Source organism: Roseateles sp. (assembly GCF_036486225.1).
GTDB lineage: Bacteria > Pseudomonadota > Gammaproteobacteria > Burkholderiales > Burkholderiaceae_C > Roseateles.
On sequence record NZ_DASVNZ010000097.1, the window covers coordinates 1 to 16,784 of the forward strand.

Consider the following 16,784-nt stretch of genomic DNA (forward strand, 5'->3'; position numbering starts at 1 on the left):
AGCGCTCGGCTTCAGCGGCGAGGGCAGACTGGCGGGCACCGGCGCGTCCAGCAGTGCGGGGTCGGGGTCGGTTGGGGGCGGCGCCACCCGCGCCGCCGCTGCGTTGATCAGGCCCTCCTGTCCCTGCGCGAAAGCGGGGCCGCGATGTGTCCGCGCCGCTTCGAGGAAGCTCGCCAGATCCTCCGCCCGATCGCGCGACGTCGGCATCGGCGCGAGCCCCTCGCGCGCCACCTCGTCGAGCTCGCGCTGGCGGCCCATGGCGTGCATCAGCGCGATCGCCGCGCCCGACCGGGTCGCGCCGTCCTCGCAGAAGGTGCTCATCTGCGCATGCTCGCCCCGTTCGAGCCGCTGCGTGAATCCCTCGAAAACGCGCGCCATGTCGCCATGGAAGTGCTCCGGCGAACGGGGATCGGCCCGCGCTTCGTGCACCCGGATCCATTGCGACTGCATGCGCCGGCCCGCCTGCGACAGATCGACTTCCATCAACCAGTGACCGTCCTCCTTCGGCAAGGGATGGCGCGTGATGGTGCCCGTCACCCATCCGCCGGGCGAAGGCAGTTCGCAACGGCAGACCGCGGCAGGCCTGTCGAGCAGTTTCAGGAGCGGCGGCAGCGCCTGGGCGCCGCCGTGCGCGACGACGACATCGGTGACCTTGCGCTCGCACAGCCCCTGCAAGGCGCCGATCACATGGGCGGGGTTCATGCCCGGTCCCATGTCGGGAAGCGCACCCTGCAACACCGGGGTCATCGGTGCCATGGATCTGGCGGGAACCGGCCAGCCGAGCGGCGACGGCCAGGCCATGGGCATCATCGCGGCGTTGACGAGCGGCGGCACCACCTGGTCGAGCCAGCCGCCAAGCTGCGCGGCCAACAGCGGCAGCAGGTGCTGCGGGTGGAGACCGTGGGCCAGAGACGTCGGGCAGCACATGTCCGGCATGTGGAACGACGACGGCATCATCGGCATTGCCCGGCTCGCGTCCCACGGACTGCCCGTCGGATGCGGCTGGAAAGGAAGCGTGTTGAAGAACATGCGAGCGGCGGGCGCTTCGCATCAGGCACATGCGTCACGCTCCGGATGATCAGAGGTAGCGGATTTGTGCGCCAACCTCCCCGAGGGGTTCGCAGCGTCGCGCGAACACCTCAACCGCGCGGGTGATGCGCCGCGTGCAGCTGCTTGAGGCGCTCCCGGGCCACGTGCGTGTAGATCTGCGTGGTCGACAGGTCCGCATGGCCCAGCAGCAGCTGGACCGCGCGCAGATCCGCGCCATGGTTGAGCAGGTGGGTGGCGAAGGCATGCCGCAGCGTGTGCGGGGAGATCGGACTCGTGATCCCCGCGATGAGGGCGTACTTCTTGACGATGCGCCAGAAGCTCTCGCGCGTCATCGCCTGGCCGAAACGGCTGAGGAACAGGTCGTCGGTGCCTCGGGCGCTGAGCAGTTGCGGCCGGCCTTCCTTCAGGTAGCGCATCAGCCAGGCATGCGCCTCCTCGCCGAACGGCACCATGCGCTCCTTGTCGCCCTTGCCGGTCACGCGCAGCACGGCTTCGCGCAGGCCCACGTGCACGCTCTTGAGCGTCACCAGCTCGGTCACGCGCAGCCCGCTCGCGTACATGAGCTCGAGCATCGCGCGGTCGCGCAGGCCCTGCGCGGTGCCCACGTCGGGCGCGGCCAGCAGCGCCTCGACCTGCTGCTGCGACAGGGTCTTGGGCACGCGCATCGGCTGCTTGGCCGTGATCAGCTTGAGCGTGGGATCGCGCTCGATGCGGCGCTCGCGCAGCGCCCAGCGGAAGTAACGCTTGAAGACCGAGAGCCGCCGGTTCGCCGAGCTCGCCTTGCCGCCGTCATGGCGGGAGGTGGCGTAGGCCATCAGGTCGAGTTCCTCGATCTGGTCCAGCGCGCGCTGGCGCTCCGCGGCCGACCAGTCGGCGAGCAGCTGCAGATCGCGCCGATACGCCAGTTGCGTGTTGCGCGACAGGCCTTCCTCGATCCAGAGCGACTCGATGAAGGCGTCGACGGCGCGTTGGCTGCGTTCGCGCGCCTCGGACCTCACGGGCGGTTCGTCAGCGGGAAGGACGTCGGAAGGCAATGGCATGCCGCGCATGATGCCAGCGCCGCAGGACCCGGCTCGCGACGTAAAAAAAGGGCCCGCGCCACCACGCGCGGGCCCTACGGAGCAACCGCCACAGGCAGCGGTTGGTTGGGACTGGGGCCGGCCCCGGGAGGCCGGCGGAGACACAGGAAAGAGACGGAAGAACCCGGCGCGACCTCAGCCGATGCGGACCGGCACGAAGATCTTGTCGCCGCCCCGCTGCACGAGCAGCGCGACCGACTTCTCCGCGCCCTTGACCGCGCTGCGCACCTGATCGAGCGACTGCACCGGCGTGCCGTTGACGGCCAGCAGCACGTCGCCGGGACGCACGCCCGCGCGCGCCGCGGCACTGCCTTCGCCCACCTCCTGGATCAGCAGCCCGTCGCGGGTGCCGAGCTGGCGGCGCTCCTCGGGCTGCAGCGGCCGCAGGGCCAGGCCCAGCTTGGCGTGGTCTGCGTCCACATCGCCGCCGCCGCCCTTGGCGAGCTTGGCGCCCTTCTCGTTCGCGTCGCCGAGGGTGGCGGTGATCGTCTCGCGCTTGCCGTTGCGCCAGACGTCGATGTCGACCTTGTCGCCGGGCAGCGATTGATCCACCAGCGCCGGCAGGTCGCCGCTGGAGACGATGCGCTGGCCCTTGTAGCCGAGGATCACATCACCCGAACGCAGGCCCGCCTTCGCGGCCGGTCCGTCGTCCTCGACGTTGGCGACCAGCGCGCCCTCGGGCCGGTCCAGCTTGAAGGAGTCGGCGAAGCCCTGGTTGACTTCCTGCACCATCACGCCGAGCTTGGCGTGCTGCACCTTGCCGCCCTTCTCGATCTGCTGGCGGACCTTGGTGGCCACCTCGACGGGAATGGCGAACGACAGGCCCTGGTAGCCGCCCGACGCGCTGTAGATCTGCGAGTTGATGCCGACCACCTCGCCGCGCGCATTGAACAGCGGGCCGCCGGAGTTGCCGGGGTTGATCGCGACGTCCGTCTGCAGGAAGGGCACGCGGCTCTCGTCCGGGCCCAGCGAGCGGCCCTTGGCGCTGATCACGCCGGCGCTGACGCTGTTCTCGAAGCCGAAGGGCGAGCCGATCGCCAGCACCCATTCGCCCACGCGCAGGTCCTTGGTCGCGCCCAGGCGGACGGTCGGCAGGTTCTTGGCCTCGATCTTGAGCACGGCCACGTCGGTCGACTTGTCGCTGCCCAGGACCTTGGCCCGGTACTCACGGCGGTCGGTCAGCTTGACGACCACTTCCTGCGCGTCCTGCACCACGTGCGCGTTGGTGAGGATCACGCCGTCGGCGCTGACGATGAAGCCGGAGCCCTGGCCGCGGATCTCGCGGCTGCCGCCGTCGCCGCCACCACCATTCGGACCGCCGGGCATGCCCGGCACCCCGAAGCGGCGGAAGAACTCGTAGAACGGATCGTCGGGATCGATCTGCGGCGCGCGCGCGGCCCGGGTCTTCACCGTGCCGGAGACGCTGATGTTGACCACCGCCGGGCCTTGCGCCGCGGCGATCTGCGCAAAATCGGGCATGCCCGCGGGCGGGGGAGTGAAGGCCGCAGCCGGCGCGGCCGCGTTCGCCAGCGGCGTCGTGGCTGCGGCCACCTGCGTATCTCCCGACGAACCGCCTGACATCGAACCGCCGTCCGCCGAGGTCTGCGCCACCGGCGTCAGCTTGGCGGTGCGCATCGCGAGCGCCCCACCCGTCACACCCAGCACGCCAGCGGCGGCCAGCGCCCACACAAGCTTCTTCACCGGAATCATCTTCTCCACTTGAGTCATCTGAACCTCCAGGTTCGCTGAGAGTCGCCGGCCAAGACCATGAAGGCCTCGGCACCGACTCGATGACTCGAAGTTTGAGCAGCTTCGCTTAGGTCGCTCTTAATGCCCGGGTGAGGGGCGGTGAAGGACCGGTAAAGCGGGGTGGGAGGCCGCTTGACTCCGTCATGCCTGGCGCGGGCTCTCCAGGGAGCAGGGGGCATCGCGTCCGCGAACCCCCAGCACCCTTCCGGCCCCACAGAGGCTCGTTGACCTCGGGTTCAGGCACTCGTTGATCTCGGGGTCAGGCGGGCGGGAGAGCGGGCGGCTGGGCGGGAGGCGGCAGCACAGCCTGCGGGATCGGCATCGGCATCGGCGCGCGGGAGAGCGGCATCGCCAGCTCGACGCGCAGGCCGCCCAGCGCGGTGCTGTGGCCCAGACGCAGCGTGGCGCCGTGGTCGTCGGCGATGCTGCGCACCAGCGCCAGGCCGAGGCCGCTGCCCGGCGCCTGCTGCGCCTGCGATTCGGACCGGTAGAAGCGGTCGAACACGCGCGTCCGTTCGGCATCGGGAATGCCGGGGCCGTCGTCCTCGACCACCAGCAAGGCCTGGCCGCCGCTGCGTTCCAGACTCAGGTCCACGCGGCTGCGGCCGTACTTGATGCCGTTGTCGAGCAGGTTGCGCAGCAGCATCGTCAGCGCCTCGCGGTGACCGTCGACCAGCACCGCGTCGCAGCGCTCCATGCCGAGGTCGATGCCCCGCCCCTGCGCCAGCGTGGCGCCGTCGATGACGGCGTTCCGGCACAGCACGTCCAGCGCGATCGGCTGCGCGGGAGCCTGCACCTTCGCGCTGTCCTGGCGCGCCAGCGCCAGCAGTTGCTCGATCAGATGCGACGCCCGGTCGATGCCCAGGCCGAGTTTCTCCAGCGCCTGGGCGCGCGCGCCCTCGTCCGGCGCGCGACGCAGCGACTGCAGCTGGAGCTTCAGGGCCGCCAGCGGGGAGCGCAGCTCATGCGCGGCATCGGCGACGAAGTGCTGCTGCTGCTCGAAAGCCTGGCGCACGCGGTCCAGCAGCGCGTTGAGCTCGGTGACCAGCGGCTGCACTTCGGCGGGCACGTCCTCCTCGTCGACCGGGGCCAGGTCTTGCGCCGCGCGGCGCGAGAGCTGCTGGCGCACCCGCTCCAGCGGCGCCAGCGAGTGCGACACCACCCACCACACGACCAGCGCCAGCATCGGCAGCATGAGCGCGGTGGGCAGCACGGTGCGCCACGCGAGCTGCCCGGCCATGCGCTGTCTCACGGCGATGTCCTGGGCCACCTGCACGACCTGGAAACGCCCCTGCACCGCGAAGACCCGGTACCGCTTGCCGCGCAGCGCGACGTTGGAGAAGCCCAGCACCGCGCGCTGCGGCAGCCAGTCCGGTCCGGCCGAGCGGTACAGCGGCGTGCCGTCCAGGCCCCAGACCTGCACGATCAGGTCGATGCTCTGCTCTTCGCCGAGCGGCAGCGGCAGGCCGGTGCCCATGCCCGCGCGCAGCGAGAGCGCCACCTGCTGCATCTGGTAGTCGAAGATCTCGTCGGTCTCCATCAGCGCGTTGCGGTAGGCGCTCATGCCCTGCACGAGCGCGCCGGTCAGCACCGCGCCCAGCAGGAACAGCAGCAGGCGGTAGCGCAGCGAGCTCGGCAGCCACTGCATGCGGCCGAAGCTCCTGCTGAACCTCCGACTCCAACGCCAGCCGAGGCGCCCGCGGGCGTCCGTTCCGGCCCTGGCGTCCGCCTTCCGTTCCGCCGTCATTCCTTGGGCACGCGGTATCCCACGCCGCGCACGTTCTGGATCAGCTCCGCGCCGAGCTTCTTGCGCAGGCCGTGGATGTAGACCTCGACGGCGTTGCTGCTGATCTCGTCCTTCCAGCCGTAGAGTTTCTCCTCGAGCTGCTGGCGCGAGAGCACCATGCCGGGACGCGCCAGCAGCGGCTCCAGCACCGCCCACTCGCGCTGGGACAGGGTGACCGGATGGCCGTTGGCGGTGACTTCGCGCGTGGCGGGATTGATGCTGACGCCCATGTGCTCGTAGACCGGCTCGGCGCGCCCGGCGGCGCGACGCAGCAGCGCGCGGATGCGGGCCAGGAGCTCGTCGAGCTCGAAGGGCTTGAGCACGTAGTCGTCCGCGCCGGCGTCCAGCCCGGCCACGCGCTGGGCGGTCGCGTCGCGCGCCGTGGCGATCAGCACCGGCACCGCCTGCTTGCGGCCGCGCAGCGCCTGCAGCACGCTCATGCCGTCGCGCTTGGGCAGGCCCAGGTCCAGGATCACCAGGTCGTAGGTCTGGGACTGCAGCGCGGTGTCGGCGATCTCGCCGTCACGCACCCAGTCCACGGCATAACCCTCGGCGCGCAGCAGCTCGAGCAGTTGCTCGCCGATCATGAGGTCGTCTTCCACCAGCAGGAGTCGCATGGGCGCGATTGTGCACGCGCGCGCAGGGGCCGCCGGTTCACTTTCCCATCGCGAACGCCGTCAGCAGCCGGCTTGCCGCATCCAGCCGCTCACGTTCCCGGGCCCATTCAGACGGATTCGGTCTGTTCTGCCCCTGCCAGAACGCGCCCAACTTTGCGTCCTCTTGCGCCAACTGCGCCTGGGCCGCGCCAAACATGCCTTTCGGATCTTTCAGGCGCCAGGACCAACGGGCCTGCCCGCTCGGCGCGCTCAACCGGTATCGATCGTCCGCATGCGCACGCAGCACATCAAGGATCGCAGTCTGGCATCCCGCCGCGTCGCTCCTGCCCGCCGTCATGTCAACCGCCAGCCCGCCAACGTACTTCGCCCACTTGAGAATCGCGTTCTTGTCGGGTTTCGGCCTCGTACGCAGACACCGCGGCAGCCACCGCTCCTTCCATGAACGTGGCGCGCTCAAACGACGAGACAGTTCGGCGAGGCCAAGACCGACGGTGTTGAACAACTCATTCGTCTCTTCGAGGGTCAACGCCGGTGGCAGTGGCTGGGGCAGTGGCGGTGGCGGAACGGACGCCATCGCCCCTTTCAAGGCTGGCCAAGCGTCGTTGGACCGCGCCGGGGAGATCCGGGGCGAGCCCGGCTCCGGCAACTCCGACGACTCGGCTTGAGCCAGCGGCGCAAGACCTTCGTTCTTCGCGCCCCGGTCGCTCATCAGGAAAGGGGGTCGCGTTCCGCGGTGAAAAAACCTGGCGCGGGGCCCAACGGCGTTCGTCATCGCGTCATCCAAAGTTCCATGGCTGCGCGCCTCCAGGGACGCGTGCGCAGGGCGCAGTGCGGGGGGCTGCAACGTGGGCGCCTCCTGCACACCGGAGTGCCCGCCTTGAACGGGCGGAACGCTGGCAGGTGGCGACACTCGTGGCACTGAAGTCAGAGTGTGGGTCGCTGTCCGAAGCGCCCACAGCACATTCGCCAGATCGACATTGCGGTGGTAGCTCGACCCATCGACGCCAAACACCTCGGGCGTCGTTTCTTCCCGTCGCCGAAGCTCCCGCTGCGCAGCCGCGTAGGTGCCGACATGTCTGCTGGTCGTACGGCTCCGCCAACGCTGCTGTTCCCGGGGCGGCAGTCCCTGGAAACAGGTCATGATCAAGCGGTAGGCCACATTCGCCCGAGCCGTCTGTGCCCGGTCTCCTTGCCGCGTCGCCATGCGCGATGCCATGGCCGCGTCGACGGCATCCGTCAGCCGGTCGGCGATCTGGCACAAAGAGGCGATCTTGGGCTGTCCGAACCGCTTCTGCCACCAGCCTCGCAGCCCCGTCTTCCTCGTCAAGCGCGCAACGAGATCGCCCATCGCCGCCTGTACCGCGGGTGCGCGCATCACATCAGCAAGTTCGTCGACACGACGATCTCGCGGGTCATCGACCCGGACATCCCCGGCCGGCGCCTGGAAGCGCGCCGGGGTCGACTCGACCGGCCCGCGGAAAACCGCAGATGGCGACTTCGCATGGTGGACGAACATCGCGCGACGATGCACGGCGGTCGCTCTCGCCCGCCCCACCTCTCGAGTCGCATTGGCAGATCCGGCGGCGTCAATCACCTCATCGACCGGGCGTTCGCTCGTGGCCGTTTCATCCGCGTGGTCCCCACGAAACGTGTGGCCGAGCGGGAATGAGACTTGGGGGACTGAGGGCATGCTGCTTTCCTTCATGAACGACCCCGGGGGGCCCGTGAGGCTAGGTAGTCACACGACACCATCGGTTCGCTCATTCCATGACTACAATGCGCGCTGTCAGGAGAGAGCTCCCTCGCGGGAGCCGCCGAAGGCGCAGTGGCACTGGAGATCCCACGCTGCGAACGCTCAGGCAAAAGGACTGACGAAACGCTCGAGACATCGGGCGTCCTCACTGGAGAGAGGCGGGGCGGACCTCACGGTCGAGCCCGTCCACCGAAGGGGCAAGCCGCCGGTCAACCGCCGACGGCCAATCTCTCAGGTAAAGCGGACAGCGAGGGCATCTCCCCCACCTTGAGGTGACCGGTACGTGACCGGTTCACAGTCGGGGTGGTCATGACGAATGCCCTCGGAGCCAGACATGTCCGCCGACCAAGCCCTGAACACGCCCCTGCACAAGACCCCGCTGCACGCGCTCCACGTCGAACTCGGCGCCAAGATGGTGCCCTTCGCCGGCTACGACATGCCGGTCCAGTACCCCGCCGGCGTGATGGCCGAACACAAGCATGCGCGCGCCCAGGCCGGCCTGTTCGACGTGTCCCACATGGGTCAGGTGCTGCTGGTCGGCGACGACGCCGCCGCCGCGCTGGAGACGCTGGTCCCCGTCGACATCGTCGACCTCGGGATGTTCAAGCAGCGCTACGCGCTCTTCACCGCCGACGACGGCGGCATCCTCGACGACCTGATGGTCGCGCGCCGCACCGACGGCCTGTTCGTCGTGGTCAATGCCGGCTGCCGCGACCAGGACATCGCCCATATGCAGAAGCACCTGTCGGGCCGCTGCGAAGTGCGTCCGCTGCCGGACCAGGCGCTGCTGGCGCTGCAAGGACCGCAGGCGGTGACGGCGCTGTCGCGCCTGAACGCCGACGTCGCCAAGCTGGTCTTCATGACCGGTGGTTTCTTCGAACTGGACGGCATCCCCACCTTCGTGACCCGTTCGGGCTACACCGGCGAGGACGGCTACGAGATCTCGGTCCCCGCGGACCGCTCGGTGGAACTGGCCCGCAAGCTGCTGGCCCAACCCGAAGTGATGCCCATCGGCCTGGGCGCGCGCGACTCGCTGCGCCTGGAAGCCGGCCTGTGCCTGTACGGCCATGACATCGACACGACCACCACCCCGGTCGAGGCCTCGCTGACCTGGGCGATCCAGAAGGTGCGTCGCGCCGGCGGCGCCCGTGCCGGCGGCTATCCGGGCGCGGCGGTCATCGACAGACAGTTCGCCGAAGGCGCCGCGCGCAAGCGCGTGGGCCTGGTGAGCTCGGAACGCATGCCGGTGCGCGAGGGCGCCAAGCTCGTCAACGCCGACGGCGTGGAGATCGGCGTCGTCACCAGCGGCACGCTGGGCCCGACGGTCGGCAAGCCGGTCGCGCTGGCCTACGTGCAGACGCCGTACGCGGCGCTGGGCACGGAACTCTTCGCCGAAGTGCGCGGCAAGCGCACCCCGATGACGGTCTCTTCCACACCGTTCACGCCCAACGGATACTTCCGCGGCTGATCCGCGATTCCGGCTCGCACCGGATCCCGCTGGATTGCGCTGAATCACGCTGATTCACGTTTCCCCTTTCAACCTTCAGCAACCATCAGGTAGCACGGAGCCTCTCCATGAGCATCAAGTACACGTCCGACCACGAGTGGGTCGACACCACCGACGGCATCGCCACCGTGGGCATCACGGTCCATGCGCAGGACGCGCTGGGCGACGTCGTGTTCGTGGACCTGCCCGACGTCGGCAAGTCCTTCGCCGCCAAGGAAGTGGCCGGCGTGGTCGAGTCGGTCAAGGCCGCCGCGGACGTCTACGCGCCGGTCTCCGGCGAGATCGTCGAGGTCAACGAGGCGCTGCGCGCCGACCCGTCGCTGGCCAACACCGACCCGCTGAAGACCGGCTGGTTCTTCAAGGTCAAGCTGTCCAACCCGTCGGAGCTGGATGCGCTGATGGACACGACGGCCTACGACGAGCTCGTCAAGAACAGCTGATCGGGCTGCGGAGTCGGGCAGTCCGCGTCGTTGCAAGTCCTCGCCATAGCGCTGCTATGGCTGCGGCTTGCGCCTAGCGGCCCCTCCCGACTCCACACCCCGACGCCAAAGACTTTCCCTCTCCAGGAACGCCCCCGCCATGTCCGCCCTGCCCTCGTTCGCCGAACTTGAAAACGCTGCCGAGTTCCACGCCCGTCACATCGGCCCCGACGCCCATGACGAGACGCTGATGCTGTCGGCCATCGGCGCCGCGTCGCGCGCCGCGCTGATCGACGCCATCGTCCCGGCCGCCATCAAACGCGCCGCGAAGATGGACCTGCCGGACGCCGTGACCGAGTCGCAGGCGCTGGCCGAACTCAAGGCCATCGCGGGCAAGAACCAGATCCTGAAGAGCTTCATCGGCCAGGGTTACCACGGCACCCTCACGCCGGGCGTGATCCTGCGCAACATCCTCGAGAACCCCGCCTGGTACACCGCCTACACGCCCTACCAGGCCGAGATCTCGCAAGGCCGCATGGAAGCGCTGGTCAACTTCCAGACCATGGTCTGCGACCTGACCGGCATGGCCATCGCCAACGCGTCGATGCTGGACGAGGCCACCGCCGCCGCCGAAGGCATGACGCTGGCCGCGCGCATGGGCAAGAGCAAGAGCCAGGTGTTCTTCGTCGCCGACGACGTGCTGCCGCAGACGCTGGAAGTCGTGCGCACCCGCGCCGAGCCGCTGGGCATCACCGTCCAAGTCGGCAAGGCCGAGGACGCCGGCAAGACCGAATGCTTCGGCGCGCTGGTGCAGTACCCGGGCGTGACCGGCGTGGTGCGTCCGCTGCAGGCGATCGCCGACGCGGTGCACGCGCAGGGCGGCCTGCTGGTGGCCGCCGCCGACCTGCTGGCGCTGACGCTGATCGCGTCGCCCGGCGAGCAAGGCGCCGACATCGCCGTGGGCACCACGCAGCGCTTCGGCATGCCGATGGGCGCCGGCGGCCCCCACGCCGCCTACATGGCCTGCCGAGACGAGTTCAAGCGCTCGCTGCCGGGCCGCCTGGTCGGCGTGTCCGTCGACTCGCACGGCAAGCCCGCCTACCGCCTGTCGCTGCAGACCCGCGAGCAGCACATCCGCCGCGAGAAGGCCACCTCCAACATCTGTACCGCGCAGGTGCTGCCGGCCGTCGTGGCCAGCATGTACGCGGTCTATCACGGCCCGCAAGGTCTGAAGCGCATCGCGCAACGCGTCGCCGCCTACGCCGCCGTGCTGGCGCAGGGCCTGAAGGCGCTGGGCCTGACGCTGGTACACGAAACCTCGTTCGACACGCTGCACGTGAAGACCGGCGCGCACACCGGCCCGGTGCTGGCCGCCGCCGTCGCCGCCGGCATGAACCTGCGCCGCGCCAGCGAGGACAGCATCAGCCTGACACTTGACGAGACGACCACCCGCGCCGACGTGCAAGCGCTGCTGACGGTCTTCGCCGAAGGCAAGCCGGTCGCGGACGCCTTCGCGGGCGCCTCGGCCTCCACGCTGATCCCGACCGCGCTGTCGCGCACCAGCGCCTACCTGACGCACCCGATCTTCAACATCCATCACTCCGAAACGGAGATGCTGCGCTACATCCGCCTGCTGTCCGACAAGGACCTGGCGCTGGACCGCAGCATGATCCCGCTGGGCTCGTGCACGATGAAGCTGAACGCGACCAGCGAGATGATCCCCATCACCTGGCCCGAGTTCGCGCAGGTGCATCCCTTCGCGCCGCAGAGCCAGCTGCAGGGCTACGCGCAGCTCGACCAGCAGCTCACCGCCTGGCTGTGCCAGGCGACCGGCTACGCGGGCGTCTCGCTGCAGCCCAACGCCGGCTCGCAAGGCGAGTACGCCGGCCTGCTGATCATCAAGGCCTGGCATGAGTCGCGCGGCGACGCGCACCGCAAGATCTGCCTGATCCCGGAATCGGCGCACGGCACCAACCCGGCCTCGGCGCAGATGGTGGGCATGCAGGTCGTGGTCACCAAGTGCGACAAGGAAGGCAACATCGACCTGGCCGACCTGAAGGCCAAGTGCGAGCAGCACAGCGCCAACCTGGCCGCGATCATGATCACCTACCCCTCGACGTACGGCGTGTTCGACACGCACGTCAAGGAGATCTGCGCGCTGGTGCATGAACACGGCGGTCGCGTGTACGTCGACGGCGCCAACATGAACGCGCTGGTCGGCATCGCCGCGCCGGGCCAGTTCGGCGGCGACGTGTCCCACCTGAACCTGCACAAGACCTTCTGCATCCCGCACGGCGGCGGCGGCCCGGGCGTCGGCCCGGTCTGCGTGGTCGAGGACCTCGTGCCCTTCCTGCCGGCGCACCGCGCGGCCGGCCTGGGCGAGAAGACCGCCATCGGCGCCGTCTCCGCCGCACCGCTGGGCAACGCGGCGGTGCTGCCGATCTCGTGGATGTACATCCGCATGATGGGCGAGGTCGGCCTCAAGGCCGCGACCGAGACCGCGATCCTGTCGGCCAACTACGTGGCCGCGCGCCTGTCCGACCATTACGACATCCACTTCAGCGGCAACATCGACGGCGTCAAGGGCGGCGGCGTGGCCCACGAGTGCATCCTGGACCTGCGTCCGCTGAAGGACAGCTCGGGCATCTCCGCCGAGGACGTCGCCAAGCGCCTGATCGACTACGGCTTCCACGCGCCGACGCTGTCGTTCCCGGTCGCGGGCACGCTGATGGTCGAGCCGACCGAGAGCGAATCGAAGTTCGAGCTGGACCGCTTCATCGCCGCGATGATCCAGATCCGCGAGGAGATCGCCAAGGTCGAGTCCGGCGCCTGGTCCAAGACGGACAACCCGCTGGTCAATGCGCCGCACACGGCCGAAAGCCTGCTCAAGACCGAGTGGGCCCACGGCTACAGCCGCGACGACGCCGCCTACCCGGTGCCGGCACTGCGCCACGTGAAGTACTGGTCGCCGGTCGGCCGCGTGGACAACGTCTACGGCGACCGCAACCTGGTCTGCTCCTGCCCGCCGCTGTCGGCTTACGCCGACGAGTGATCGGGAATAGCCGGTCCTCGCGTCACAAGCGCGGGGATCCGGTCGTCATTACCCACGAGGTTCGCCATGGCAGTCTCCGTCTTCGACCTCTTCAAGATCGGCATCGGGCCGTCAAGCTCGCATACCGTCGGTCCGATGCGCGCCGCACGCATGTTCGTGCAACGCCTGCGGCATGAGGGCGTGCTCGATCGCACCGTGCGCGTCGCCACGGCGCTGTACGGCTCGCTGGGCGCGACCGGCAAGGGCCACGGCTCGGACAAGGCGGTGCTGCTCGGCCTGGCCGGGCACGAGCCCGACACCGTCGACATCGAGTCGATTCCCGGGATCCTCGAGGGCATCCGCAACGACAAGCGCATCGCGCTAGGCGGCGACCACGTCGTGGCTTTCGACGAAGCGCGCGACCTCGTCATGTACCGCCGTCAGAGCCTGCCGCTGCACGCCAACGGCATGCGGCTGATCGCCTACGACGCCGAAGGCATCGAGATCCAGAACCGCGTGTACTACTCGGTGGGCGGCGGCTTCGTCGTGAGCGAGGAAGTGCTGGCCGACGGCAGCAAGCAGAAGCAGATCGCGCCGGACACGACCGTGCTGCCCTATCCTTTCAAGTCGGGCGCGGAGCTGCTCGAACTGACGGAGAAGGAAGGCTGCTCGATCGCCGAGATCATGCGGCGCAACGAGCGCCACTGGCGACCCGACGAGGAGACCCGCGCCGGCCTGCTGAAGATCTGGCAGGTGATGCAGGACTGCGTGCAGCGCGGCTGCCGCACCGAGGGCATCCTGCCCGGAGGCTTCAAGGTGAAGCGCCGCTCTGCCGCGCTCTACCGCGACCTGATCGCCCATCCGGAGGCCGCCTTGCGCGATCCGCTTCAGGTGATGGACTGGGTCAACCTCTATGCGCTGGCGGTCAACGAGGAGAACGCCGCCGGCGGCCGCGTCGTGACGGCGCCGACCAACGGCGCGGCCGGCATCGTGCCGGCGGTGCTGCACTACTACGCGCGCTTCGTGCATTCGGCCAACGAGGACGGCATCGTCGACTTCCTGCTGACGGCCGCGGCGATCGGCATCCTCTACAAGGAGAACGCGTCGATCTCGGGCGCCGAAGTCGGCTGCCAGGGCGAGGTGGGCGTGGCCTGTTCGATGGCTGCCGCCGCGCTGTGTGCGGTGATGGGCGGCACGCCGGCGCAGACCGAGAACGCGGCCGAGATCGGCATGGAGCACCACCTGGGGCTGACCTGCGATCCGGTCGGCGGCCTGGTGCAGATCCCCTGCATCGAGCGCAACGCGATCGCGTCGGTCAAGGCCATCAACGCGGCGCGGATGGCGCTGCGCGGCGACGGCACGCACCACGTGAGCCTGGACAAGGTCATCAAGACCATGCGCGAGACCGGCGCCGACATGATGACCAAATACAAGGAGACCGCCCGGGGCGGTCTCGCGGTGAACATTGTCGAGTGCTGACACGCCGCCGACGTGTCAGAGGGGGAGGCCGATTCGCGTGCCCCGGCGGTACTGCTGGCCGGAATCAATCGCGAGTCAGGCGGCGAAAGCTGTCAGCACTCGAGCAAACGGTTCAATAACTGATCGTCACGGTGACGGTGTCCGTGTAGCTGCCCGGCACGACGCTGGCCAGCGACGGGATGCGGCCGTAGACCGACAAGGACTGGGCCGAGCCCGAACCGGTGCCGTTCTTGGCGCTGGACGACGCGGTGCCGTCGCCCCAGACCGAGCTGCGGCCGGAGTCCAGGTACAGCTGATAACCCAGCGTGTCGGAACCGCTCTTCATCGTGCGGCTGGTGAAGTTGGTCGCGCCGCCCGCGTTCGCGCCGGCGTTCAGCGCCACCGTGTAGGGCGTCGTGTTGGAGCAGGTGACGGTCAGCGTGGACGTGGCGTCCAGCGGCGTGCCGGCAACCAGCGGATCGATCGCTGAACCGAAGTTCAGGTTGGAACCGGACACCGTGCAGGAGCTGGTGATCGTGGCCGTCACCGGGAAGGTGTTGGTCACCGGCGTGGCGCCGCGTGCTTCCTGCACCGCGCTGAACATCAGGCCGGCGCCGATGGCGAGGCTGCTCAGCAGCATCGCGGTCTTGAACCCGCTGTTGCGTTCGGCGCGGATCGCTTTCAGGTACTTGGTGGTGCTCATGTGGTGTCCCCCTGTTGATGGAACGAATCTTCCGTCTCAGTGGGTTGCGGCGGCAGACGGGCATGCCGCATCGCGCGGTGCAGCGATGTCGGCTCGCCGCGTAGGCGATCGACCGACAGCTGACAGCCGGTGACAGCACCGCGCGTCGGGCAGGCGAACGGCACTGGCGGGCCACCCTCGCCCGCTGCTACAAACGCGTCCGTGTCGATTTCACGGAGGCCCGCCCGTCGCGGGGAGAGACACCCTCCGATCGATGACGAACTGGTTCATTTCATGACATCCCACCTTGATCCGAAACGACGACGCTGGCTGGCCCTCGGCGTGCTCTGCCTGGGCGTGCTGATGATCGTGCTGGACACGACCATCGTGAACGTGGCACTGCCCTCGATCCGCGCCGACCTGGGTTTCACCGAGACCTCGCTGGTCTGGGTCGTCAACGCCTACATGCTGACTTTCGGCGGTTTCATGCTGCTGGGCGGGCGGCTGGGCGACCTCTACGGCCACCGGCGCATGTTCCTGGCGGGCCTGGCGCTGTTCACGGCCGCCTCGGCGGCCTGCGGCCTGGCGCACACACAGGAACTGCTCGTCGCGGCACGCGCCGTGCAGGGGCTGGGCGGTGCCGTGGTGTCGGCGATCTCGCTGTCGCTGATCATGAACATGTTCACCGAGCCCGGCGAACGCGCCAAGGCCATGGGCGTCTACGGCTTCGTCTGCGCAGGCGGCGGCAGCATCGGCGTGCTGCTGGGCGGCCTGCTGACCAGCACGCTGAGCTGGCACTGGATTTTTCTGGTCAACCTGCCGATCGGCGCAGCGGTGATCGGTCTGTGCCTGTGGCTGATCGAACGAGGCGGCCCGACGGCGCCGGACGAGACGCTGGACTGGGCCGGCGCGGTGACGGTCACGCTGTCGCTGATGCTCGCGGTGTACGCCGTGGTCAATGGCAACGAGGCGGGTTGGACCTCGGCGCGCACGCTGGGACTGCTCGGCATCGCGGTCGTGCTGCTGGTCGCGTTCCTCGTGCTGGAGATGAAGGTCGCGCATCCGCTGATGCCGCTGTCGCTGTTCCGGCTGCGGTCCGTGGCGGTGTCCAACGTGATCGGCGTGCTGTGGGCGGCGGCGATGTTCGCGTGGTTCTTCCTGTCGGCGCTGTACATGCAGCTCGTGCTGGGATACGACGCGATGCACGTGGGCCTGGGTTTCCTGCCGGCCAACCTGATCATGGCGGCGTTCTCCGTGGGCCTGTCGGCGAAGCTGGTGATGAAGCTGGGGCTGCGCAAGCCGTTGTGCGGCGGGCTGCTATTGGCGGCGCTGGGGTTGGCGCTGTTCGCCCGTGCTCCGGCGGACGGCGGCTTCTGGATCGACGTGCTGCCGGGCATGCTGCTGCTGGGCCTGGGCGCGGGCGTCGCATTCAACCCGATGCTGTTGGCCGCGATGAGCGAAGTCGCGCCCAGCGAGTCGGGACTGGCCTCGGGCGTGGTGAACACGTCCTTCATGATGGGCGGCTCGCTGGGTCTGGCCGTGCTGGCCAGCCTGGCGGCGGCGCGCACGGCGGAACTGGGCGCGCTGGGAGCGGCGATGCCCACGGCGCTCGCGGGCGGCTACCGCGTGGCGTTCGCGGTCGGCGCGGCGTTC

12 protein-coding genes and 2 riboswitches are annotated in these 16,784 nt (G+C 69.1%); of the genes, 5 read left to right on the forward strand and 7 right to left on the reverse strand.

Features of this window, described 5'->3' with window-relative positions:
* The 6 genes from VF536_RS07290 to VF536_RS07315 all read right to left on the reverse strand — a co-directional run.
* Positions 1 to 1,029, reverse strand: a 1,029-nt coding sequence (locus tag VF536_RS07290; protein ID WP_331614150.1) for a hypothetical protein, incomplete at its 3' end; no start/stop codon positions are given.
* 110 nt (positions 1,030 to 1,139) lie between these two features.
* Entirely contained in the window at positions 1,140 to 2,090 is a 951-nt protein-coding gene (gene xerD, locus VF536_RS07295; protein WP_331614151.1) for a site-specific tyrosine recombinase XerD, read from the reverse strand.
* Positions 2,091 to 2,264: 174 nt separating this feature from the next.
* Positions 2,265 to 3,857: a DegQ family serine endoprotease gene (locus VF536_RS07300; RefSeq protein ID WP_414710304.1), complete on the reverse strand. Its 1,593-nt coding sequence runs from the start codon at positions 3,855 to 3,857 to the stop codon at positions 2,265 to 2,267.
* 280 nt (positions 3,858 to 4,137) lie between these two features.
* Complete coding sequence (locus tag VF536_RS07305; RefSeq protein ID WP_331614152.1) at positions 4,138 to 5,526, reverse strand: ATP-binding protein; 1,389 nt, start codon at positions 5,524 to 5,526, stop codon at positions 4,138 to 4,140.
* A 95-nt stretch (positions 5,527 to 5,621) separates the two neighbouring features.
* A complete protein-coding gene (locus tag VF536_RS07310; RefSeq protein ID WP_088408195.1) occupies positions 5,622 to 6,281 on the reverse strand; it encodes a response regulator in 660 nt (219 codons plus the stop codon).
* 37 nt (positions 6,282 to 6,318) lie between these two features.
* On the reverse strand, positions 6,319 to 7,971 hold the full coding sequence (locus VF536_RS07315; RefSeq protein WP_331614153.1) for a hypothetical protein: 1,653 nt from the start codon (positions 7,969 to 7,971) through the stop codon (positions 6,319 to 6,321).
* A gap of 87 nt (positions 7,972 to 8,058) precedes the next feature.
* Positions 8,059 to 8,162: riboswitch (glycine riboswitch) on the forward strand.
* Between the two features lie 10 nt (positions 8,163 to 8,172).
* Positions 8,173 to 8,292: riboswitch (glycine riboswitch) on the forward strand.
* A gap of 76 nt (positions 8,293 to 8,368) precedes the next feature.
* On the opposite strand from VF536_RS07315, the gene gcvT reads away from it, so the two are divergent.
* The 4 genes from gcvT to VF536_RS07335 all read left to right on the forward strand — a co-directional run bounded on the left by gcvT (position 8,369) and on the right by VF536_RS07335 (position 14,470).
* A complete protein-coding gene (gene gcvT / locus VF536_RS07320) occupies positions 8,369 to 9,502 on the forward strand; it encodes a glycine cleavage system aminomethyltransferase GcvT (protein ID WP_331614154.1) in 1,134 nt (377 codons plus the stop codon).
* A gap of 107 nt (positions 9,503 to 9,609) precedes the next feature.
* On the forward strand, positions 9,610 to 9,981 hold the full coding sequence (gcvH, locus tag VF536_RS07325) for a glycine cleavage system protein GcvH (RefSeq protein WP_067273892.1): 372 nt from the start codon (positions 9,610 to 9,612) through the stop codon (positions 9,979 to 9,981).
* A gap of 139 nt (positions 9,982 to 10,120) precedes the next feature.
* A complete protein-coding gene (gcvP, locus tag VF536_RS07330) occupies positions 10,121 to 13,012 on the forward strand; it encodes an aminomethyl-transferring glycine dehydrogenase (RefSeq protein WP_331614155.1) in 2,892 nt (963 codons plus the stop codon).
* A gap of 66 nt (positions 13,013 to 13,078) precedes the next feature.
* The gene (locus VF536_RS07335) at positions 13,079 to 14,470 is read left to right on the forward strand and encodes an L-serine ammonia-lyase (protein ID WP_331614156.1); all 1,392 of its coding nucleotides are present in this window, start codon (positions 13,079 to 13,081) and stop codon (positions 14,468 to 14,470) included.
* Positions 14,471 to 14,582: 112 nt separating this feature from the next.
* Here the strand turns inward: VF536_RS07335 and VF536_RS07340 are convergent, their stop codons facing one another.
* Entirely contained in the window at positions 14,583 to 15,152 is a 570-nt protein-coding gene (locus tag VF536_RS07340; RefSeq protein WP_331614157.1) for a spore coat U domain-containing protein, read from the reverse strand.
* 273 nt (positions 15,153 to 15,425) lie between these two features.
* Here VF536_RS07340 and VF536_RS07345 point away from each other — a divergent pair.
* The coding region (locus tag VF536_RS07345) for an MFS transporter (protein ID WP_331614158.1) at positions 15,426 to 16,784 on the forward strand (1,359 nt) is incomplete at its 3' end.